Annotated in this window: 19 protein-coding genes and 1 pseudogene; 17 read left to right on the top strand and 3 right to left on the bottom strand. The window is 62.4% G+C overall.

The window, feature by feature from the left end; genetic code table 11:
• Nucleotides 1–40 precede the first annotated feature (40 nt).
• From RA302_RS13010 to thyX, 3 genes are read right to left on the bottom strand one after another with little or no spacing between them, the layout of a single operon-like run.
• Entirely contained in the window at nt 41–2,050 is a 2,010-nt protein-coding gene (locus RA302_RS13010; RefSeq protein WP_019748179.1) for a ribonuclease J, read from the bottom strand.
• Entirely contained in the window at nt 2,051–2,956 is a 906-nt protein-coding gene (dapA, locus tag RA302_RS13005; protein ID WP_003942142.1) for a 4-hydroxy-tetrahydrodipicolinate synthase, read from the bottom strand.
• 43 nt (nt 2,957–2,999) lie between these two features.
• Nucleotides 3,000–3,752: an FAD-dependent thymidylate synthase gene (gene thyX / locus RA302_RS13000; RefSeq protein WP_029538044.1), complete on the bottom strand. Its 753-nt coding sequence runs from the start codon at nt 3,750–3,752 to the stop codon at nt 3,000–3,002.
• A gap of 154 nt (nt 3,753–3,906) precedes the next feature.
• Between thyX and RA302_RS12995 the strand changes: the two genes are divergently transcribed.
• From RA302_RS12995 to nuoN, 17 genes and pseudogenes are all read left to right on the top strand, one after another.
• A complete protein-coding gene (locus RA302_RS12995) occupies nt 3,907–4,386 on the top strand; it encodes a toxin-antitoxin system HicB family antitoxin (RefSeq protein ID WP_243617210.1) in 480 nt (159 codons plus the stop codon).
• Nucleotides 4,387–4,472: 86 nt separating this feature from the next.
• Nucleotides 4,473–4,907, top strand: coding sequence for an SRPBCC family protein (locus tag RA302_RS12990; protein WP_019748176.1), 435 nt, complete (start codon nt 4,473–4,475; stop codon nt 4,905–4,907).
• Between the two features lie 180 nt (nt 4,908–5,087).
• Nucleotides 5,088–5,480, top strand: coding sequence for a response regulator transcription factor (locus RA302_RS12985; RefSeq protein WP_044480360.1), 393 nt, complete (start codon nt 5,088–5,090; stop codon nt 5,478–5,480).
• Between the two features lie 245 nt (nt 5,481–5,725).
• On the top strand, nt 5,726–6,085 hold the full coding sequence (locus RA302_RS12980) for an NADH-quinone oxidoreductase subunit A (RefSeq protein ID WP_003942165.1): 360 nt from the start codon (nt 5,726–5,728) through the stop codon (nt 6,083–6,085).
• 80 nt (nt 6,086–6,165) lie between these two features.
• Nucleotides 6,166–6,720, top strand: coding sequence for an NADH-quinone oxidoreductase subunit B (locus RA302_RS12975; RefSeq protein WP_003942234.1), 555 nt, complete (start codon nt 6,166–6,168; stop codon nt 6,718–6,720).
• A complete protein-coding gene (locus tag RA302_RS12970) occupies nt 6,717–7,379 on the top strand; it encodes an NADH-quinone oxidoreductase subunit C (protein WP_020907509.1) in 663 nt (220 codons plus the stop codon). The genes RA302_RS12975 and RA302_RS12970 overlap by 4 nt, the downstream gene beginning before the upstream one ends.
• On the top strand, nt 7,379–8,710 hold the full coding sequence (gene nuoD / locus RA302_RS12965) for an NADH dehydrogenase (quinone) subunit D (RefSeq protein ID WP_243617209.1): 1,332 nt from the start codon (nt 7,379–7,381) through the stop codon (nt 8,708–8,710). Before RA302_RS12970 ends, nuoD begins: the two co-directional genes overlap by 1 nt.
• Nucleotides 8,707–9,531, top strand: coding sequence for an NADH-quinone oxidoreductase subunit NuoE (nuoE, locus tag RA302_RS12960; RefSeq protein WP_020969458.1), 825 nt, complete (start codon nt 8,707–8,709; stop codon nt 9,529–9,531). The genes nuoD and nuoE overlap by 4 nt, the downstream gene beginning before the upstream one ends.
• A gap of 1 nt (nt 9,532) precedes the next feature.
• Nucleotides 9,533–10,852, top strand: a complete 1,320-nt coding sequence (gene nuoF, locus RA302_RS12955; protein WP_019748171.1) for an NADH-quinone oxidoreductase subunit NuoF — start codon at nt 9,533–9,535, stop codon at nt 10,850–10,852.
• Nucleotides 10,849–13,266, top strand: coding sequence for an NADH-quinone oxidoreductase subunit G (locus tag RA302_RS12950; RefSeq protein WP_243617208.1), 2,418 nt, complete (start codon nt 10,849–10,851; stop codon nt 13,264–13,266). Before nuoF ends, RA302_RS12950 begins: the two co-directional genes overlap by 4 nt.
• Nucleotides 13,263–14,528: pseudogene (gene nuoH / locus RA302_RS12945) on the top strand (NADH-quinone oxidoreductase subunit NuoH); the annotation flags it as partial. The gene RA302_RS12950 and the pseudogene nuoH, both read left to right, overlap by 4 nt.
• 67 nt (nt 14,529–14,595) lie before the next feature.
• Nucleotides 14,596–15,183: an NADH-quinone oxidoreductase subunit NuoI gene (gene nuoI / locus RA302_RS12940; protein WP_243617206.1), complete on the top strand. Its 588-nt coding sequence runs from the start codon at nt 14,596–14,598 to the stop codon at nt 15,181–15,183.
• Nucleotides 15,180–15,977, top strand: a complete 798-nt coding sequence (locus RA302_RS12935; RefSeq protein ID WP_338481009.1) for an NADH-quinone oxidoreductase subunit J — start codon at nt 15,180–15,182, stop codon at nt 15,975–15,977. Before nuoI ends, RA302_RS12935 begins: the two co-directional genes overlap by 4 nt.
• Nucleotides 15,974–16,273: an NADH-quinone oxidoreductase subunit NuoK gene (gene nuoK / locus RA302_RS12930; protein WP_003942238.1), complete on the top strand. Its 300-nt coding sequence runs from the start codon at nt 15,974–15,976 to the stop codon at nt 16,271–16,273. The genes RA302_RS12935 and nuoK overlap by 4 nt, the downstream gene beginning before the upstream one ends.
• 1 nt (nt 16,274) lies before the next feature.
• Nucleotides 16,275–18,167, top strand: a complete 1,893-nt coding sequence (nuoL, locus tag RA302_RS12925) for an NADH-quinone oxidoreductase subunit L (protein ID WP_243617205.1) — start codon at nt 16,275–16,277, stop codon at nt 18,165–18,167.
• Nucleotides 18,161–19,765 (top strand): NADH-quinone oxidoreductase subunit M, encoded by a 1,605-nt coding sequence (locus RA302_RS12920; protein ID WP_243617204.1) that lies wholly within the window; start codon nt 18,161–18,163, stop codon nt 19,763–19,765. The genes nuoL and RA302_RS12920 overlap by 7 nt, the downstream gene beginning before the upstream one ends.
• Nucleotides 19,762–21,357, top strand: coding sequence for an NADH-quinone oxidoreductase subunit NuoN (gene nuoN / locus RA302_RS12915; protein WP_029255227.1), 1,596 nt, complete (start codon nt 19,762–19,764; stop codon nt 21,355–21,357). Before RA302_RS12920 ends, nuoN begins: the two co-directional genes overlap by 4 nt.
• Nucleotide 21,358: the final 1 nt, after the last annotated feature.

The raw sequence follows: 21,358 nt of genomic DNA, 5'->3' as shown, positions 1-21,358 counted from the left end.
CCGGACCGGGTTCGAGCGGAAGCGACCTGCTGTGCCGAATCTACGGAACCGCGATGACCGTCGGAATGATCATCGGACGGCGGCGGTACTTGTCCGCGACCCAGCGTCCGACGACGCGGCGCACGGACTGCGCGATGCGATGAGCGTCGATGACGCCTTCGCTCGCCAATCGGGCCAGGTCCGATTCCACGAGATCCGCGGCGGCCTTGAGTGCCGTCGGATCGTCGGAGAAACCGCGGCCGGACACCTCGGGAGTGCTGACTGCGCGTCCTGTCGACTCGTTGATGACGATGGTGATGGCGATGAAGCCGCCTTCACCGAGTACGAGTCGATCGGAGAGCGTCGGCTCGCCGACGTCACCGACTGAAAGACCGTCGACGTAGACGTGTCCGACCGGTACGCGTCCGACGATCTCGGCGAGGCCGTCGACCATGTCGACCACGACGCCGTCCTCGGCCAGCACGATGCGCTCTTCCGGAACGCCGGTGGCCTTGGCAAGGGCGGCGTTGGCACGCAGGTGCCGCCATTCACCGTGGACGGGCATGGCGTTGGTGGGCCGAACCGCGTTGTACAGGTAGAGCAACTCACCGGCGGACGCGTGGCCCGAGACGTGAACCTTGGCGCTCTGCTGCGTCACGACGGTGGCACCGCGCTTGGCCAAGCCGTTGACCACGGCAAAAACGGAGTTCTCGTTACCCGGAATCAGCGAGGATGCGAGAACGACCAGGTCGTTGGCACGGATGTTGATCTGGCGGTGTTCGCCGCGTGCCATCCGCGAGAGCGCTGCCAACGGCTCACCCTGCGAACCCGTCGAAATGAGCACCAGGCGATCGTCGGGAAGGGTGGCGGCGGTGTCGATGTCGACGACCAGTCCGTCTGGCACCGTGAGGTAGCCGAGATCCTGGGCGATCTGCATGTTGCGGACCATCGAGCGGCCGACGAAGACGATGCGACGGTTGTACCGAGCGGCAACGTCGACGACCTGCTGGATGCGGTGCACGTGGCTGGCGAACGATGCCACGATGACGCGCTGCTTCGCCTTGCCGATGACGTTGTCGAGCACTCCCCCGATTTCACGCTCGGGCGTGACGAATCCCGGGACCTCGGCGTTGGTCGAGTCCACGAGGAACAGGTCGACACCCTCGTCGCCCAGGCGGGAGAAACCGGCGAGGTCGGTCAAGCGGCCGTCGAGAGGCAGCTGATCGAGCTTGATGTCACCGGTGTGCAGTACAACTCCGGCGTCGGTGCGAATCGCGATCGCGAGCGCGTCGGGAATCGAGTGGTTGACGGCGAAGTACTCGCAGTCGAACGGGCCGTGAGTGGTGGTGTTTCCTTCGACGACCTCGACGAGGTTCGGTCGCAGGCGATGCTCGCGGCACTTGGCGGCAACGAGGGCGAGAGTGAACTTCGCGCCGATGACCGGAATGTCCGCGCGCAAGCGCAGCAAGAACGGCAGAGCACCGATGTGGTCCTCGTGGCCGTGAGTCAAGATGACGGCTTCGACGTCGTCCATACGGTCTTCGATGTAGCGGAAGTCCGGGAGGATCAGGTCGACGCCGGGCTGCTGGTCCTCGGGGAACAGCACACCGCAGTCGACGATCAGCAACTTGCCGCGGTGCTCGAACACCGTCATGTTGCGACCGATTTCGCCGATGCCGCCGAGAGCAACGATGCGCAGACCTGATGCCGGCGCCTTCGGGGGTGTTCCGAGGCGACCTGTGGGATCGACGGCCGGACGGTTCTCGGGGCGCTTGTTTCCGCGCCCGTTGCCCGCCTTCGACGCTGCCGGACGGTTGCCGCCGGCAGATTTGCGCGGCGACCTGTCTTCGGTCGATTTCTTGGGTGCAGCAGATTTGGTGGCGGCGGACTTGGTCGCTGCAGATTTGGCTGCTGCGGCCTTCTTGGGCGGGGCGGCCGCGGCGGGGGCCGCTTCTGCCGCCGGCGCAGCTGGTGCCTCTACCGGTGCGGCCTTCGCGGCCGTTTCGGGAGCCGGAGGCGAAGGCGGACCGGCTTGACGACTGGCACTACGACGTCGGGGGGGACGGGTCATTTACAAAACTCCTGCCGCATGCAGATCGGCGGCAAGACCGTCGATCTGCTCTTTAGTGGGTGCAACCTGCGGAAGGCGTGGTTCTCCGACATCGATTCCGATGAGTCGCAGACCCGCCTTCGAAGCGCTGACACCGCCGAGGCGGGCAACGGAACGAATCACAGGGATCAAACTGAGGTTTATTTCGCGTGCGCGGGCGATGTCGCCGGACACGAACGCGGTGTGGAGGTCGCGGAGGCGACCCGGAACGAGATGGCCGATGACGCTGACGAAGCCGGTAGCACCGACAGCGAGCCACGGCAGGTTCAGCGGGTCGTCACCGGAGAAGAACTGAAGCTCGGTGGTGCCGATCAACTCTGCGCCGGCGTTGAGGTCACCCTTGGCATCCTTGACGGCCTTGATCCGCGGGTGCTCGGCGAGTCGGCGGATCGTTTCGGTCTCGATGGGGACGACGGAGCGGGGCGGAATGTCGTACAACATGACGGGCAGGTCGGTCGCGTTGGCGACGGCGGTGAAGTGTGCAAAGAGTCCGGCCTGGGGCGGACGCGAGTAGTACGGGGTGACGACGAGCAGACCGTGCGCTCCGGCGCGAGCCGCGTCACGGGCGAGTTCGACACTGTGGGCGGTGTCGTTGCTCCCGGCGCCTGCAACGATCTTCGCGCGGTTGCCGACGGCGTCGATCACTGCGCGGAGCAGGTCGAGCTTCTCGGACTCGGTGGTGGTGGGAGACTCACCGGTCGTGCCGGCAAGAACGAGGCCGTCGCAGCCGTTGTCGACGAGATGGGCTGCGAGGCGCACTCCCGCGTCGACGTCCAACTTCCCGTCGGCAGTGAACGGGGTCACCATCGCAACGGAAATGGTGCCGAACGGACGCTCGACAAGAGAAGCGGAATCACCGTAGGTCATGGTCAGAAGGTTACCCGGTTCAGCTCTTACTTCTGCACACGAGTCACGACTCGGCCGCAAATGCACTGACGGCGATTTCCGATCCGTCGCTTCCGCGGAGAATCTCGTAGTCCCCGAACACATTTGGGGCGACGTCACGAAGCTGACGTAGGCACTCGATCGCGACTCGCCGGATCTCGACGTCGGCATGTTCGGTGGCGCGCATCTCGACGAAGTGCCGCCAGGCCCGATAGTTCCCGGTCACGACCAAGCGCGTCTCGGTTGCGTTGGGCAGCACCGAGCGCGCAGCTTGCCTGGCTTGCTTCCCACGCATCGGGGCACCGGGCACTGATTGCAATTTCCCCTCGAGGGCGGTCAGCAGTTCGCCGTAAGCGCGACGGCTCTCGTCGGTGGCAGACAGAAACAGTGATTCGAGCTCGGGATCACCTTCGACCGCGGGAGGCACGACAACGTTCGCATCATTCTCGCGAACGAATCGCTGCGAGAGTTGCGAGTACGAGAAGTGCCGGTGACGAATCAATTCGTGAGTGCACGAGCGCGAGATACCAGTGATGTAGAAGCTCACCGTCGCGTGCTCTAGCACCGAAACGTGTCCGACCTCGAGCAGATGTCTGAGGTAGCCGGCGTTGGTTGCGGTTCGCGGATTCGGCTTGGACCAACTCTGGTAGCAGGCTCGGCCGGAGAACTCGACGAGCGCTTCGCCGCCATCCGCGTCCGTCTCCCACGGAATGTCCTCGGGCGGGAAGAACTCGGACTTCGCCACCAACTGCACTTTCAGCGACACCGTGTTCGGCACAACCCACTCCTCGACAAGCACGAAACGACCAGCACGAAACCCGGGCGCCGTTCGCCTCAGGTGCTGGGCAACTCTATAGCGGTTGCGCTCCCCCGAGATCGAGTGACGTCACCACGCCCTTGACTGACGTCACTTTTGACGCCACTCTGGTGTCATGGACATTTCGGAGTACACCGCGAAGCTGCAGAATGACCTCGTCACCGCAGCCGAACTCGGCGACGATCACACGCGCCGGATTGCGGCGTCGTTGTCCGCCGCCATCGAACCCTCGGTCCGCCTGGTCTTGTTGGCCGCGGCGACGGAGTTGGCCAAGGAGATCGGGACCAAACTCGACGGCCGCGAGGTCAGGGTCAATCTCGACGGCAACGAGATCGTGACCGACGTCGTCCGCCCGACGAATTCGACCGGCGGCGAGGGCGGAAACGAGAAGGCAGACGACGAGAAGAAGGACTCCACTTACTCGTTCGACGACGTCAGCGGCGATATCAGCCGAGTGACGTTGAGGATGATGGATCAGATCAAAGCCCGCGCCGAGGAGGCAGCCAATCAGAACGGAGTCTCCCTCAACTCGTGGGTTTCACAAGCCGTTCAGGGCGCATTGCGGGACCAGATGCGCAAGAACGGCATGGACTAGTTCGACGCCACCCTGATCGCCGATGATCTAATTGCGCAACTGCAGTAATCACGAACCGTTGCCGCAAGGCGAGAAGGAGCACGTTCATGGCCGTTTCGGGCGTCAAGGAATTCGAGATCAAGGCTGATCCGGCGACGGTGATGAAGGCCGTAGCTGCAGTCGATCGGCTGCCGGAGTGGTCGTCTGCGCACAAGAAGATCACCATCGAGAGCACCCACGACGACGGTCGCCCCCATCGCGTTCGCATGGCCGTGTCCATTCTGGGAATCAACGACGAGCAGGTAGTCGACTACACCTTCGAGGGCGACGACAAGGTGACCTGGACACTCGTCGAGAGCGGCCAGCAGAACCAGCAGGACGGCTCGTACGTCTTGACTCCCACCGACGGTGGAACCAAGGTCACCTTCGAACTGACCATCGATCCCAAGATCCCGCTGCCGGGCTTCCTGGTGAAGAAGGCGCAGAAGACGGCCCTGGAAACTGCAAGCAAGGGCCTGACGAAGTTCGTCGAAAACTTCTGAGCGCACACGCAATTCAGGCGGCCCTTACTTCGGCGTTCATCGCCGGGTAGGGGCCGTTTGCTGTGAAGCCCAGCTGCGATTTCTCGGAAGTTCTTGCCGATGTTGAACATTCGCCGGTAGCCGTGGACCGCCCGGAGTAACGTCGGCCGCGTGTCCGCCGAGACCGCAGAGCCCAACTCCATGGCACCCGTGCGCATCCTCGTCTACAGCGACGACGCACACACCCGCGAGCAAGTTCGGCTCGCTCTCGGAGAGCGACCACATCCTTCGATGCCCACCATCGACTACGTCGAGGTCGCGACGGCGCCGATCGTCGTCGACAAGCTCGATGCCGGCGGAATCGATCTCGCCATCCTCGACGGCGAGGCGAGTCCGGCGGGCGGCATGGGCGTCGCGAAACAACTCAAGGACGAGATCGTCGACTGTCCACCGATCCTCGTACTGACCGGTCGACCCGACGATGCGTGGCTGGCGTCGTGGTCGCGAGCGGAAGCCTCAGTGCCGCAGCCGATAGATCCGATGGAACTCTCTTCCACCGTCATCGCGCTTCTGCGTCGGCAACTGAGCCGGTGAGCACCCGTTGCAGCGGTGATTCGTTGCAGCGCCGACTACTTCGGACTTTCGAGAGCGAAACTCGGCACCTCGAAAATCAACCCAATGTCGGAGGCCTCCCCTAGTGTGGGTGTCGCAGGTCACATAAGTGTCGAATTGCTGGCAGTATCGAAATCGAACGGCACCTTCGGGTTAACGGCGCCTTCGGGTTAACGGCACCTTCGGGCTAGGCGGACATCCGCACAGCGGAGAGGAGTTCGGGTGAGATGAACGCTTACATCCCCATTCTCGTTCTCGGGGTCATCGCGATGGCCTTCGCTGTGGTGTCGGTTGTTCTCGCGTCCGTGGTGGGCCCGAAGCGGTACAACAGGGCGAAACTCGAAGCCTACGAATGCGGAATCGAACCGGCACCCCGTACCGCTGGTGGCGGACGGTTTCCCGTCAAGTTCTATCTGACGGCAATGCTGTTCATCATCTTCGACATCGAGATCGTTTTCCTCTATCCGTGGGCGGTGCATTTCGATTCGCTCGGCTTGTTCGGCCTCGCGGCGATGGGCCTTTTCATAGTCAACGTCTCGGTGGCATACGCATACGAATGGCGACGAGGCGGTCTCGGTTGGGACTAGCTCAGCGAACACAGGAACAGCACACACGAGTCAGACAAAACCGGTCACACCGCAGCTGTTACGACTGAAAAGAGTCGGATATGGGTCTCGAAGAAAAGCTCCCCAGCGGATTTCTACTGACCACGGTCGAGGGCCTGGCAGGTTATGCCCGCAAAGGATCACTGTGGCCTGCCACCTTCGGGCTCGCGTGCTGCGCCATCGAGATGATGGCAACCACGTCGGGTCGCTTCGACCTTGCGCGGTTCGGCATGGAGGCATTCCGCGCGTCGCCGCGACAGGCAGACCTTCTGATCGTGGCCGGGCGGGTCAGTCAAAAGATGGGCCCGGTACTTCGTCAGGTCTACGACCAGATGGCCGAGCCGAAATGGGTTCTGGCCATGGGTGTATGCGCGTCGTCCGGCGGAATGTTCAACAACTACGCAGTGGTTCAGGGCGTCGACCACATCGTGCCGGTCGACATCTACTTGCCCGGCTGTCCACCGCGGCCGGAGATGCTCCTGAACGCGATCATCGAACTGCACCGAAAGATCCAGGAAATGCCCCTCGGCGTGAACCGCGAAGAGGCACGCGCGGCAGCCGAGCGCGCCGCACTGGCATCCACCCCCACCATCGACATGAAGGGGCTGCTGCGATGACCTCGGGTAACACCGGCGCGAGAGGGATGTTCGGGGTCCGCGGCACTGGCGACACCTCGGGCTACAGCAGGCTTGCCCCTCCGATCTCTCTAGAGGACAAGGCATCTCGACCCTTCGGCGGTTATTTCGATGCAGTCGCGGATTCGTTGGACGCGGCATTGAGCAGCGCGGGTGGCACTTTCGCCGCTGCAGTCGAGCGTGTGGTGATCTTTCGAGACGAGATGACGCTGCACGTCGAACGCTCCCACTTGCCGCAGGTTGCGCGAAGACTGCGCGACGAACCGGACCTTCGCTTCGAGCTCTGCCTGGGTGTCGACGGAGTGCACTACCCGCAGGACACCGGTCGTGAACTGCACGCCGTGTATCCACTTGCCTCGATTACGCACAACCGCCGAATCAGGCTGGAAGTATCTGTGCCGGATTCCGATCCGCATATTCCGTCGATCGTCGGGATCTACCCGACCAATGACTGGCATGAACGCGAGACGTACGACTTCTTCGGGATCGTCTTCGACGGTCATCCAGCCCTGACCCGCATCGAGATGCCCGACGACTGGAAAGGCCACCCCCAGCGGAAGGACTATCCGCTCGGCGGTATCCCGGTCGAGTACAAGGGCGCCCAGACTCCACCTCCCGACGAGCGTAGGTCGTACAACTGATGAACGAGACGACAGGAAGCAACTCCGGTGCCACGACGGAAACCGTCGTCACGGCATCGGGTCAGGACTGGGACGACATCGTCACCGCGCCCGCCCGCCAGCGAACCGGCGAGGCGGAACGGATCGTGGTCAACATGGGCCCACAGCATCCGTCCACTCACGGGGTCTTGCGCCTCATTCTCGAGATCGAGGGTGAGACGGTCGTGGAAGCTCGATGTGGAATCGGCTACCTGCACACAGGAATCGAGAAGAATCTCGAATTCCGGAACTGGACGCAGGGCGTCACTTTCGTTACTCGAATGGACTACCTGTCACCGTTCTTCAACGAAACCGCGTACTGCCTCGGAGTCGAGAAACTTCTCGACATCACCGACGACATTCCCGAGCGAGCCACCGTCATTCGCGTGATGATGATGGAACTCAATCGGATCTCCTCACATCTCGTGGCCCTGGCGACCGGCGGAATGGAACTCGGCGCCGTAACGGCGATGCTGTTCGGATTCCGCGAACGCGAATTGATTCTGGACGTGTTCGAGACGATCACCGGACTGCGGATGAATCACGCCTACATCAGGCCTGGTGGTCTCGCTCAGGATCTACCCGACGGGTCGGTCGCGAAGGTTCGGGAATTGTTGAAGGTCCTACCGAAACGGTTACGTGACGTCGAACTGATGCTCAGCGACAACTCCATCTGGAAAGCACGTACCCAGGGAATTGGATATCTCGATCTCACCGGCTGTATGGCGCTCGGGGTGACGGGGCCGGTCCTTCGCGCCACAGGTCTCCCCCACGATCAGCGTCGAGCGCAGCCGTACTGCGGCTACGAGAACTACGAGTTCGACGTAGTGACACACGACGGATCCGATTGCTACGGAAGGTACGTCATCCGCGTCGAGGAGATGAAGGAGTCCCTCAAGATCGTGGAGCAGTGCCTCGACAAGCTACAACCGGGCCCGGTCATGGTGGACGACAAGAAGATCGCCTGGCCTGCCGATCTCGCTGTGGGACCGGATGGCCTCGGCAACTCGCAGAAGCACATCGCCAAGATCATGGAGTCCTCCATGGAAGGTCTGATTCACCATTTCAAACTGGTCACCGAGGGTATCCGCGTGCCGCCAGGTCAGGTGTACGTCGCCGTCGAGTCTCCGCGTGGCGAACTGGGGGTGCACATGGTCAGCGACGGGGGAACCCGGCCGTACCGCGTCCATTTCCGGGACCCGTCGTTCACCAACCTTCAGGCAGTAGCCGCGATGTGTGAGGGAGGCATGGTGTCCGACGTGATCGCTTCGGTTGCCAGTATCGATCCCGTCATGGGCGGAGTGGACCGATGACCGGCCCGAACGGCTCGTCACGCGTGTTCATCGAACTCGGGCCGCGCCCGGAGGAGCCCACGCAATTGGTACGCCCTGGCGCACGATCGAGCTATCCACCCGACGTACTCGCCCGACTCGACGCCGACGCCGAAACCGTCATCGCTCGTTACCGTGAGCCTGACGCCGCCGCGACCACCAGTCGATCCGCCCTGTTGCCGCTCCTTCATCTCGTGCAATCCGAGGACGGGTACATCACCCCGGCCGGGATCGATTTCTGCAGTGCCAAGCTGGGTTTGACGGGCGCCGAGGTCGCCGCAGTTTCCACCTTCTACTCCATGTATCGCCGGGGGCCGACGGGTGAGTATCTGGTCGGAGTCTGCACCAACACGCTGTGCGCGATCATGGGCGGCGACGACATCCTCGCGGCACTCGAAGAGCACCTGGGCTCGACAGGCTCCAGAGACGAAGGCGGACACTCCATCTCGACGTCCGACGGTAAGATCACCCTCGAACACATCGAGTGCAATGCGGCGTGCGACTACGCCCCCGTCATGATGATCAACTGGGAGTTCTTCGACAATCAGACCCCGGAATCGGCGCGCTCACTCGTCGATGCGCTCCGCGCCGGAGAGCGCGTGACACCCGATCGCGGTGCCACGCTGTGCTCGTTCCGGCAGACTGCGCGCACTCTGGCTGGTTTTCCGGATACGCGAATCGAGGCAGCCGAAGCGCAGACCGTCGGCGATGCAACTCTTGCCGGACTACGTATCAGCCGATCTCTCGACGACAACCCACCCGGCTCGGCTTCCGCGGCCGACGCTCCCGGCGAAGGGAAGTGACATGACACTCGCCCCCGTCCTGAGTCGATACTGGGATCAACCGAATTCATGGACCCTCGACAGCTACCTTCGCCGCGACGGCTACCAGGCGCTGCGCAAAGCGCTGGCCACGCCCCCCGACGCCGTGATCGAAACCGTCAAGGACGCGGGCCTGCGCGGACGTGGTGGCGCCGGTTTCCCGACAGGCCTCAAGTGGAGCTTCATCCCCCAGGTCTCCGAAGACAAGCCAGGAGACGGCAAGCCTCACTACCTCGTCGTCAATGCCGACGAGTCCGAACCGGGCACATGCAAGGACATGCCGTTGATGATGGCGACCCCACACACGTTGGTGGAGGGAGTGATCATCGCGGCGTACGCAATTCGAGCAGCAAAGGCGTTCATCTACGTCAGAGGTGAGGTTGTCCCGGTTCTGCGGCGCCTACAGACCGCTGTCGCCGAGGCTTACGCGGCCGGATATCTGGGCCGCAACGTCCTCGGTTCGGGTTTCGATCTGGATCTCGTCGTCCATGCCGGAGCCGGCGCCTATATCTGTGGGGAAGAGACGGCCCTCCTCGATTCGTTGGAGGGACGACGCGGTCAGCCCCGACTGCGGCCGCCGTTCCCCGCTGTCGCCGGTCTCTATGCCTGCCCGACCGTCGTCAACAACGTCGAGTCCATCGCGAGTGTTCCGTCGATCGTCCTGGGCGGCCCGGAGTGGTTCCGGTCGATGGGAAGTGAGAAGTCACCGGGATTCACGCTGTATTCGCTCTCGGGTCATGTCACCACACCCGGCCAGTACGAGGCTGAACTCGGGATCACCTTGCGCGAGCTGCTCGAATACGCAGGCGGGGTCCGCGCTGGACACACCCTCAAATTCTGGACTCCCGGCGGATCCTCGACACCGATCTTCACCGACGAACATCTCGATGTCCCACTCGACTACGAAGGCGTCGGCGCCGCGGGATCCATGCTCGGCACCAAGGCCTTGCAGATATTCGACGAGACAACCTGCATCGTGCGTGCGGTGTTGCGATGGACCGAGTTCTACGCTCACGAATCCTGCGGTAAATGCACGCCGTGCCGCGAGGGCACGTACTGGCTGGTGCAGATCCTGCGACGACTCGAAGGCGGAACAGGAACCGAGGCCGATCTCACCAAACTTCTCGATATCTCGGACACGATCCTCGGAAAGTCCTTCTGCGCGTTGGGTGATGGAGCGACCAGCCCGATCATGTCTTCCTTGAAGTACTTCCGCGAGGAATACGTAGCGCATTTCGACGGTAACGGATGCCCGTTCGATCCTCACCGGTCCGTTCTCGCGACAGGAGCGTTCGTCTCATGACTGCAGCCGACGCCGCCACTGGAACCGATGCGGCACCGCCGACCGATCTCGTCACCCTCACCATCGACGGCCGGGAACTCCAGGTCCCCAAGGGCACGTTGATCATTCGCGCTGCGGAGATGATCGGCACCCAGATTCCGCGGTTCTGCGATCATCCTCTTCTGGACCCGGTCGGTGCTTGCCGCCAGTGCATCGTGGAAGTCGAGGGTCAACGCAAGCCGGTGGCGTCCTGCACGACACCGGTTGCGGACGGAATGGTCGTCACCACACAGCTCACGTCGCCTGTGGCCGAGAAGGCGCAACGCGGGGTGATGGAACTCCTGCTCATCAACCACCCTCTGGACTGCCCCGTGTGCGACAAGGGCGGCGAGTGTCCGCTCCAGAACCAGGCGATGTCGACCGGTCGCACCGAATCCCGGTTCGGTGAGGAGAAAAGGACCTACCCCAAGCCCATCCCCCTCTCGTCCGAGATCCTCCTCGACCGCGAGCGTTGTGTCCTCTGCGCCAGGTGCACGCGATTCTCGAGTCAGATCGCCGGCGACCCGTTCATCGATCTCCTCGAGCGCGGCGCGCTTCAACAGGTCGGGATCTACGCCAACGAGCCCTTCGAGTCCTACTTCTCGGGCAACACCATCCAGGTTTGCCCGGTCGGCGCGCTCACCAGTACGGCATATCGATTCCGGGCGCGACCGTTCGATCTGGTGTCCAGCCCCAGCGTGTGTGAACACTGCGCCGACGGATGTGCTCAGCGCACCGACCACCGTCGCGGAAAGGTTCTCCGTCGTCTCGCCGGGGACGACCCCGACGTCAACGAGGAATGGAACTGCGACAAGGGGCGCTTCGCTTTCACGTACACGACCCAAGGTGATCGGATCACCACTCCCCTGATCCGCAATGCTGACGGCGAATTGATTCCGGCGTCGTGGCCCATGGCACTCGACCTCGTTGCGCGATCCTTCGCGCAGGCCCGCGGTGACGCAGGCGTACTCGTCGGCGGACGCTCTACCTTGGAGGACGCCTACGCCTACGGTAAGTTCGCGCGAGTTGCTCTCGCTACCAACAACATCGACTTCCGAATCCGCGCTCACTCAGCCGAAGAGGAAGATTTCCTCTCAGCTCACGTCGCTGGCCGCACACTCGAAGAGTCGGTGACTTACCAGGACCTCGAATCTGCCCCGACCGCGTTGCTGGTAGCTCTCGAGCCAGAGGAGGAGTCACCGATCATCTTCCTGCGACTGCGCAAGGCCGCACGTTTCGGCAAGACGACGGTGCTCTCCAGCGCGCCATTCGCTACGCGCGGCCTGCAGAAGATGGGCGGTGGTCTACTTCGGACCGTACCCGGAAGTGAAGCAGCTCTGATGGATTCGTTGTCCCACCCCAGCAGTGAGGAGGGTCAACTCCTCCGGCGGCCCGGTGCTGTGATCCTGCTGGGTGAGCGACTGAGTGCGGTAGCAGGCGGCTTCGCCGCGGCGCTGCGACTCGCCGAATCGACGGGAGCTTCTTTGGCTTGGGTCCCACGCCGCGCTGGTGATCGCGGCGCCGTCGAGGCCGGCGCGCTACCGGGATTGCTTCCCGGCGGACGCCCCGTTGCGGACCCGGCAGCACGTCAGGAGGTGGAATCAGTGTGGGGGGCCTCCATCCCGGCATCCGACGGTCGCGACGCCGCGAGTCTGCTGGATCCGGGGCAGACGACTGCTGCGCTTCTTGTCGGCGGCGTCGAGTTGAGTGATCTCCCGAACCCGGCGAAGGCAAGGGCCGCGATCGAAGCCGCAGGGTTCGTTGTGAGTTTGGAGATCCGTCACAGCGGAGTCACCGAACTCGCCGACGTCGTCTTCCCTGTGGCACCGGTCGCCGAGAAGCCCGGAACCATCCTCGACTGGGAAGGCCGCGAGCGCGTGTTCGACACCGCGTTGAGAACGACAGGAGTAATGCCGGATCAGCGCGTTCTCCACGCGATCGCAGCCGAGATGGGCATCGATCTGGGCCTACCCGACGCAGATTCCGCACGCTCGGAGATACACCGCCTCGGCGCTTGGTCCGGATCGCGCCCCATCTCGCCTCAGGTCCCGTCAGGCACCCTGCCCATACCGGCGCAAGGCGAGGCAGTGTTGTCGAGTTGGCGAATGTTGCTCGACAACGGTCGATTGCAAGACGGCGAGCCCAACCTGGCGGGTACGGCACGTCCGTCGCTCGTGCGTTTGTCGGCCGAGACCGCTGCCGAGATCGGCGCCGACAACGGCGATCACGTTGCGGTGTCGACTGAATCCGGTTCCATCACATTACCGTTGGAGATCACCGAACTCCCGCCTCGAACGGTCTGGCTCCCGCTCAATTCACCGGGTAGCACGATCTACGAAACGCTCTGCGTCACCGCGGGGTCCGTGGTGAAGATTGCGAAGGCGGGAGCGCAATGAACACCCACGAGTACGGGACGGTCGCAGCTCCGGTCGACCTGTCGGCGTTTGGGCACGACCCGTGGTGGTTGGTGATCGGCAAGGCTCTCGCAATCTTCGTGTTCCTCGTACTCACCCCGCTGGTGGCGATCTACGCGGAACGAAAGGTCATGGCACGCATGCAGATGCGTGTCGGACCGAACCGCGTCGGCCCCCGTGGAATGCTCCAGAGCCTCGCTGACGGAATCAAGCTCGCCCTCAAGGAGGGCATCACACCGACCGGCGCCGACAAACCGCTTTACCTCCTCGCGCCCGTCATCGCGGTCGTGCCCGCCTTCATGGCTTTTGCTGTCATCCCGTTCGGTCCACAGGTGTCGATTTTCGGAACCCGGTCACCCCTGCAACTGACCGATCTACCGGTCGGCGTTCTGTACATCCTGGCCGTCACTTCTATCGGTGTGTACGGGATCGTCCTTGCCGGCTGGTCTTCGGGATCGACGTATCCCCTACTGGGCGCACTTCGATCGACCGCGCAGGTCATCTCGTACGAGGTAGCGATGGGCCTGTCTTTCGCTGCCGTTTTCCTCTACGCCGGCACGATGTCCACGTCCGGCATCGTCGACGCCCAACAGGGAGCCTGGTACGTCTTTCTCCTCCTGCCGTCCTTCCTGATCTACGTGACAGCCATGGTCGGCGAAACCAACAGGGCTCCCTTCGACCTTCCCGAGGCCGAAGGTGAGCTGGTAGGTGGGTTCCACACCGAGTACTCCTCCCTCAAGTTCGCGATGTTCATGCTGGCCGAGTACGTGAACATGGTGACGGTGTCCGCTCTGGCCACCACGCTGTTTCTGGGCGGGTGGCACGCACCGTTCCCGTTCAATCTTTGGGACGGCGCCAATTCCGGTTGGTGGCCGGTGCTGTGGTTTGTCGCGAAAGTGTGGGGCTTCCTCTTCGTCTTCATCTGGTTGCGCAGCACGCTTCCTCGATTGCGCTACGACCAGTTCATGAATCTCGGCTGGAAGGTTCTGATCCCAGCAGCTTTGGTATGGGTGATGGTGATCGCGACCGTTCGTGCGTTCCGCAACGAGGGCTACAACACCTGGGTCGTACTTCTCTGCGTCGCACTGGTTCTCGGAGCTGCGCTCCTGATCGTGTTGGCCGGGACCTACCGCGGCCGACGCCGAACTGCCGCGTTGGTCACCGCTTCGGGGACCTTGCCTTTCGATGCAATGTCGGGCGGCTTCCCGGTTCCACCGCTGCCTGGTCAAAAACTGCCTGGTCAAAAACTGCCTGGTCAGAACGTGCCACCGCCGCGACGCACAGATGTTTCCGACACATCGGAGGACTCCCATGCCTGAATTCCTCGGACCTATCGCGGGTTTCGGAGTGACGCTCTCGACCATGTTCAAGAAACCCGAGACCGAGTTCTATCCGGAGGAGAAGCGCCCCACCGCGCCCGGATACCACGGTCGCCATCAACTCAACCGGTATGCGGACGGACTCGAGAAGTGCATCGGTTGCGAACTGTGTGCCTGGGCCTGCCCCGCCGACGCGATCTATGTCGAGGGTGCTGACAACACCGAAGAAGAACGGTTCTCCCCCGGAGAGCGCTACGGGCAGGTGTATCAGATCAACTACCTGCGGTGCATCGGCTGCGGCCTCTGCGTCGAGGCCTGCCCCACTCGGGCCCTCACGATGACCAACGAGTACGAGATGGTCGACGACAATCGAGCTGGATTGATCTACGAGAAGGACCGACTGCTCGCGCCCCTGAAACCCGACATGACAGCGCCACCACACGCGCTGCGTCCCGGCACAACTCAGGACGACTACTACCGCGGCGACATCACAGCAGCACCCGAACAAGCAGCACCCGAACAAGCAGCACCCGAACAAGCAGTATCCGAGCGAGAGCCGAACCCGGAGACCGAGAAATGATCGCGGCGGTCACCACCACGATCCTGGCGGAGGGAACGATGACATCGACCTCCACCGGCGAGGCGGTGCAGTTCTGGATCCTCGGAACCCTTGCGGTGATCAGCGCTTTGGGTGTCGTCGCCGCGCCCAAGGCCGTCTACTCTGCACTCTTCCTTGCGATGACGATGATCATCCTGGCCGTGTTCTACATCGTCCAGGGCGCACTGTTCCTGGGTGTCGTCCAGATCGTCGTCTATACCGGCGCGGTGATGATGTTGTTCTTGTTCGTCCTGATGCTGGTGGGCGTGGATTCTTCGGACTCCCTGGTCGAAACGCTACGCGGACAACGAGTCAGCGCGATCGTGATCGGCGTCGGATTCGGGCTACTCCTTATCGGCGGCCTCGGAAATGCGTCGATCTCGGGCTTCACCGGATTCACCGGACTCGACCAGGGCAACATCGACGCTCTCGCCGATCTCATCTTCATCCGCTACGTCTGGGCCTTCGAACTGACCGGCGCACTGCTGATCACGGCGACACTCGGCGCAATGATGCTCGCACATCGGGAGAAGATCGGAGCCACACTCAGCCAACGCGAACTCTCGCAGCAACGATTCGCGTACCTGGGTAGCGATGAAGACAATCCCGAAAAGGGCTCGGCCACTCCACTCCCCAGTCCCGGCGTGTACGCACGTCACAACGCAGTGGACATGCCGGCCTTGTTGCCAGACGGAACGTTCTCGACGCTCTCTGTCAGCAGCGCGCTCACTCCACGTTCCCCGTATCCGAGCACCGGTGAGGAGACTCAGCGATGAATCCCGAGAACTATCTGTATCTGTCCGTCCTGTTGTTCACGATCGGAGCTGCAGGAGTCCTCCTGCGCCGCAACGCCATCGTGGTGTTCATGTGTATCGAATTGATGCTCAACGCCGCCAACTTGGCGTTCGTGACCTTCGCGCGCATGCACGGCAATCTGGACGGCCAGATCTTCGCCTTCTTCACGATGGTGGTCGCTGCGGCCGAAGTAGTCGTCGGCCTGGCAATCATCATGATCATCTTCCGATCTCGGCGTTCTGTATCCGTCGACGACGCAGACCTGCTGAAGTACTGATATGTCAGGAGGAATCACGTCCGCCATCTGGTTGCTCCCCGCCCTGCCGCTGTGCGGCGCCGCTGTCCTTTTGCTGGCCGGTCGTCGCACGAACGCGTGGGGTCACCTGCTTGCCTGCGTCATGGCTATCGCGTCGTTTGTCGTCGCAGTGGTGTTTTTCATCGCCATGCTCGGCCGTGACACCGCCGACCGCACCGTCACCGAGCACCTGTTCAGTTGGGTCCCGGTCGACAGTCTTCAGGTCGAGTTCGGACTGCAACTGGACCAACTGTCGATGTGTTTCGTTCTGCTCATCACCGGTGTAGGTTCGCTGATCCACATCTACTCGGTCGGATACATGGCGCACGACCCCGAGCGTCGTAAGTTCTTCGCGTACCTCAATCTTTTCCTCGCTGCAATGCTGCTTCTGGTGCTCGCCGACAACTTCCTCGGACTCTACGTCGGCTGGGAAGGCGTCGGGTTGGCGTCATACCTGCTGATCGGCTTCTGGCAGCACAAGCCGTCGGCGGCGACTGCCGCCAAGAAGGCTTTTGTCGTCAATCGGGTGGGCGACATCGGATTGATGATCGCAATGATGTTGATGTTCAGCACATTCGGCTCGCTCTCGTTCAGCAATGTCTTCGGCGACGCGTCCGGCGCAAGCGAAGGTGTCCTGACGGCGATCGGTCTGATGCTCCTCCTCGCTGCGTGCGCGAAGTCGGCGCAAGTGCCGCTGCAGTCGTGGCTCGGCGACGCGATGGAGGGCCCCACCCCCGTTTCGGCTCTGATTCACGCGGCCACGATGGTCACCGCCGGCGTCTACCTGATCGTGCGCTCCAATCCGATCTTCGATCTCGCGCCCGACGCTCAACTCGTGGTTGTCATCGTCGGTGCCGTGACGCTCCTGTTCGGTGCGATCATCGGCTGTGCGAAGGACGACATCAAGAAAGCGCTCGCCGCATCGACCATGAGTCAGATCGGATACATGGTCCTGGCCGCGGGTCTCGGACCAGCCGGATACGCCTTCGCAATCCTTCATCTGATCACCCACGGATTCTTCAAGGCGGGCCTGTTCCTCGGCGCCGGCTCCGTGAGGCACGCGATGAACGACGAAACCGACATGCGGCGCTACGGCGGACTCCGAGCGTTCATGCCACTGACTTTTGTCACGTTCGGGCTCGGATATCTTGCCATCATCGGTGTTCCGCCGTTTGCCGGGTTCTTCTCCAAGGACAAGATCATCGAGGTTGCAATCGGCGAGGGCGGCGTCAAGGGCGTTGTGCTTGGCATCGTCACGCTCTTGGGTGCGGCGCTCACTGCCTTCTACATGAGCCGCGTGATGCTGATGACCTTCTTCGGGAAGGCCCGCTGGGAGAACCAGAAACCTCACGAATCTCCGGCGGTGATGACGTCTCCGATGATCATTCTGGCGGTGGGATCCGTCGGGGCCGGCATGCTCCTGACCATCGGGTCCAGCTTGCAGAACTGGCTGGAACCGGTAGTCGGCTCCCATCACGTCGAACCGCCGATACCCGCATGGTCGATCACCGCGCTGGCGCTGCTCGCAGTCGCCGCCGGCGTCGCGATTGCTTATCGCGAGTACGCCACACGGGAGATTCCCGTGGTGGCACCGACTCCGGTTTCTCCGTTGACCGTTGCGGCTCGCCGTGATCTGTACGGTGACGCCTTCAACGAGGCGGTGTTCATGAAGCCGGGACAACAACTCACCAAGTCGCTGGAAGTGTTCGACACCAAGGGAATAGGCGGCGTCGTGGGTAGCTTTGCGGTGGTCGTCACCGGGTTGTCCACGCTCACGCGGAAGCTGCAGACCGGGTTCGTTCGTTCGTACGCGCTGGTGATGTTTGTCGGAGCAACACTCGTGGTCGCGACAATGATGGCGGTGACACTGTGGTGATCGAAGCGGCGGTGAGCGACTCTGTGACCAATACCGGCTTCCCTGCGCTGACGGCGCTCTGGCTGCTTCCGCTCATCGGAGCGGGTGTTGTCCTCGCTCTGCCTGCACGGTCGTACCAATTTGCCAAATCTCTCGCACTGGCAGTGTCCGTGGCAGTCCTGGTGATCGCCGGCGGTCTCGGAATTGCGTTCGACCGCGGCGGCGAGCAGTTTCAGTTCGTCGAAAGCCACAGCTGGATACCGGCTTTCGGTACCAGCTACACACTCGGACTTGACGGCATCGCACTCGTTCTGGTTCTTCTCACCGCAGTGCTGGTGCCATTACTACTGATCGCGGGCTGGAACGACGTCCCCGCGGACCCGGCATCACCCAAGCGGATGCCGCACACCTATTTCGCGCTGATCCTTGTTGTCGAGTCCATGGTGATGATTTCGTTCAGCGCCTTGGATATTCTCCTGTTCTATATTTTCTTCGAGGCAATGCTGATACCGATGTATTTCCTCATCGGCGGGTTCGGTGGAGTTGGCCGATCGCGGGCCGCCGTGAAGTTTCTGCTCTACAACCTCCTCGGCGGCCTGGTTATGCTCGCTGCGGTCATCGGCCTGTACGTGGTCACCACGCGCGACGAGAGTCCCTTCACCAGCGGCACTTTCGACTTCCGAGCGATCGCGTCCGCGGCGAGCAGCGGTGAACTCGGCGTCGGACCCGGGGTGCTCAATGCCTTGTTCCTCGGATTCATGTTCGCGTTCGCGGTCAAGGCACCGCTCTGGCCGCTACACAGTTGGTTGCCGGCCTCCGCAGTGGAATCGACTCCGTCGACAGCAGTGTTGATGATGGCGGTCGTGGACAAGGTAGGCACCTTCGCGATGATTCGCTACTGCCTGCAACTGTTCCCGGAGTCGTCGTCGACTTTTGCACCGTGGATCATCACGCTCGCCGTGATCGGGATCGTCTACGGCGCAATACTGGCGATCGCGCAGACAGACGTCATGCGACTGATCGCCTACACGTCGATTTCACACTTCGGCTTCATCATTCTCGGAATCTTCGCGATGACCAGCCAGAGCCAGGCAGGTTCCGCGCTGTACATGGTCAATCACGGAATCTCCACTGCCGCGCTGTTCTTGATTGCGGGCTTCCTGGTCTCGCAGCGAGGTACACGATCGATCGCAGCGTACGGCGGCGTCCAGAAAGTCGCACCCGTCCTGGCCGGCACATTCCTCGTTGCGGGGTTGGCAACACTGTCTCTGCCGGGTCTCGCGCCGTTCGTCAGCGAGTTCCTGGTGCTGATCGGAACGTACTCGCGCTACCACGTGGCCGCTATCGTGGCGACTGTCGCGCTTGTACTGTCCGCGATCTACATACTCTGGCTCTATCAGCGCATGATGGGCGGACCGGTGAAGGAAGGGCAGGGAACGATCCGCGACCTCGCGCGACGCGAACTCGTGGTGGTCGCCCCGCTGATCGCACTCCTCCTGCTCCTCGGCATCTACCCCAAGCCTGCCTTGGACGTCATCACTCCTGCAGTGAGCCACACCGTCGTCTACGAGGCACCGACGCCGCTCGTCGCCGACCACGAAGGAGGTGCCCACAAATGAGTTCCTTCAACGACGTGACCATCCTCGGCTCGGCCGACGCGGCATCACCCAGTATCGAATACAGCCTGCTCGCGCCGATGTTGATCGTGTTCGGTGTTGCGGTGGTCGGGGTACTCATCGAAGCCTTTGCACCCCGGCGTATTCGGTACCCAGTGCAACTCGTTCTCGGTGTCGGAGGTTTGGCGGCCGCATTCGTGGCAGTGCTTCTGCTCGCCGGCACGCGGTCGACGGCGATGATGGGTTCTGTTGCGGTCGACGGACCGACGCTGTTCTTGCAGGCCACGATCCTTCTTGTGTCGATCCCCGCGGTACTGCTGATTGCCGAGCGAGGCTCGGGCAACACTGCCGAAGTGATTGCGCAACATGACGCGCTCGGCAGTTTCACCCCTCAAGCGTCGAGCGTCCCGGGAAGTGTTGCGGAGCAAGAAGCAGTGAAGGTCGGTATCGCCCAGACCGAAGTCTTTCCGCTCACGCTCTTTGCGGTCGGCGGTATGTTGCTGTTTCCGGCTTCGAACGATCTACTGACGATGTTCGTTGCGCTCGAAGTGTTCTCACTGCCTCTGTATCTCCTGTGCGGTCTGGCACGTAGACGTCGCCTGCTCTCCCAGGAAGCTGCGCTCAAGTACTTTCTGCTCGGGGCATTTTCGTCGGCGTTCTTCGTTTTCGGAATTGCGTTGCTGTACGGCTATGCCGGGACGGTCACGCTCTCCGGTATCGCCGACGCAGCACGCATCGGGTCGGGCACCGACGCCTTCCTCTGGCTCGGAACGGCCCTGGTGGCAGTGGGGTTGCTGTTCAAAGTCGGTGCAGTGCCGTTTCATTCGTGGATTCCCGACGTCTATCAAGGGGCGCCGACGCCGATCACCAGTTTCATGGCGACTGCGACCAAGATTGCCGCGTTCGGCGCCATCCTTCGCGTCTTCTACGTGGCCCTGCCCAATGAATACGTGAACTGGCGCCCGCTGATGTGGGCGGTCGCGATTCTCACGATGGTTGTCGGATCGATCGTTGCAGTGACGCAGACCGATATGAAGCGAATGCTGGCCTATTCGGCTATCGCGCACACCGGATTCATTCTGACCGCCGTGGTGGCGGACTCGGATGCCGGCCTCGCCTCGGCGATGTTCTATCTTCTGGCTTACGGATTCAGCACCGTGGGTGCGTTCGCCGTCGTCAGTGTGGTCCGGGACGCTGACGGTGAGGTCGCTGCGCTGTCGCGCTGGGCCGGATTGGGCAGACGCTCACCATTGGTCGGCGTTGTGTTTGCACTGTTCCTGTTGGCTTTCGCCGGGATTCCGTTGACCAGTGGGTTCATCGGAAAGTTCGCGGTGTTCAGCGCGGCCGCCGAGGGTGGGGCCGCGCCTCTCGTGATCGTCGGCGTCCTGTGCAGCGCGATCGCCGCCTACTTCTACGTGCGAGTGATCGTGTTGATGTTCTTCACCGAATCGGCGGAAGACGCACCGACCGTCGTGGTGCCGAGTGCACTGACCAGCAGTGTGATCGGCCTCGGCGCCGGTGTAACGCTCATCCTCGGCATACTCCCCCAGCCGGCGCTCGATCTCGCCGAGCGTGCAGCGGACTTCGTACACTGAG

Origin of the sequence: Rhodococcus sp. DN22, from assembly GCF_036669995.1 — a bacterium.
In the GTDB taxonomy this organism is placed as follows: domain Bacteria; phylum Actinomycetota; class Actinomycetes; order Mycobacteriales; family Mycobacteriaceae; genus Rhodococcus_F; species Rhodococcus_F erythropolis.
Note: the sequence above shows the minus strand (reverse complement) of the source record. Positions and strands in the feature narration are given on the sequence as shown.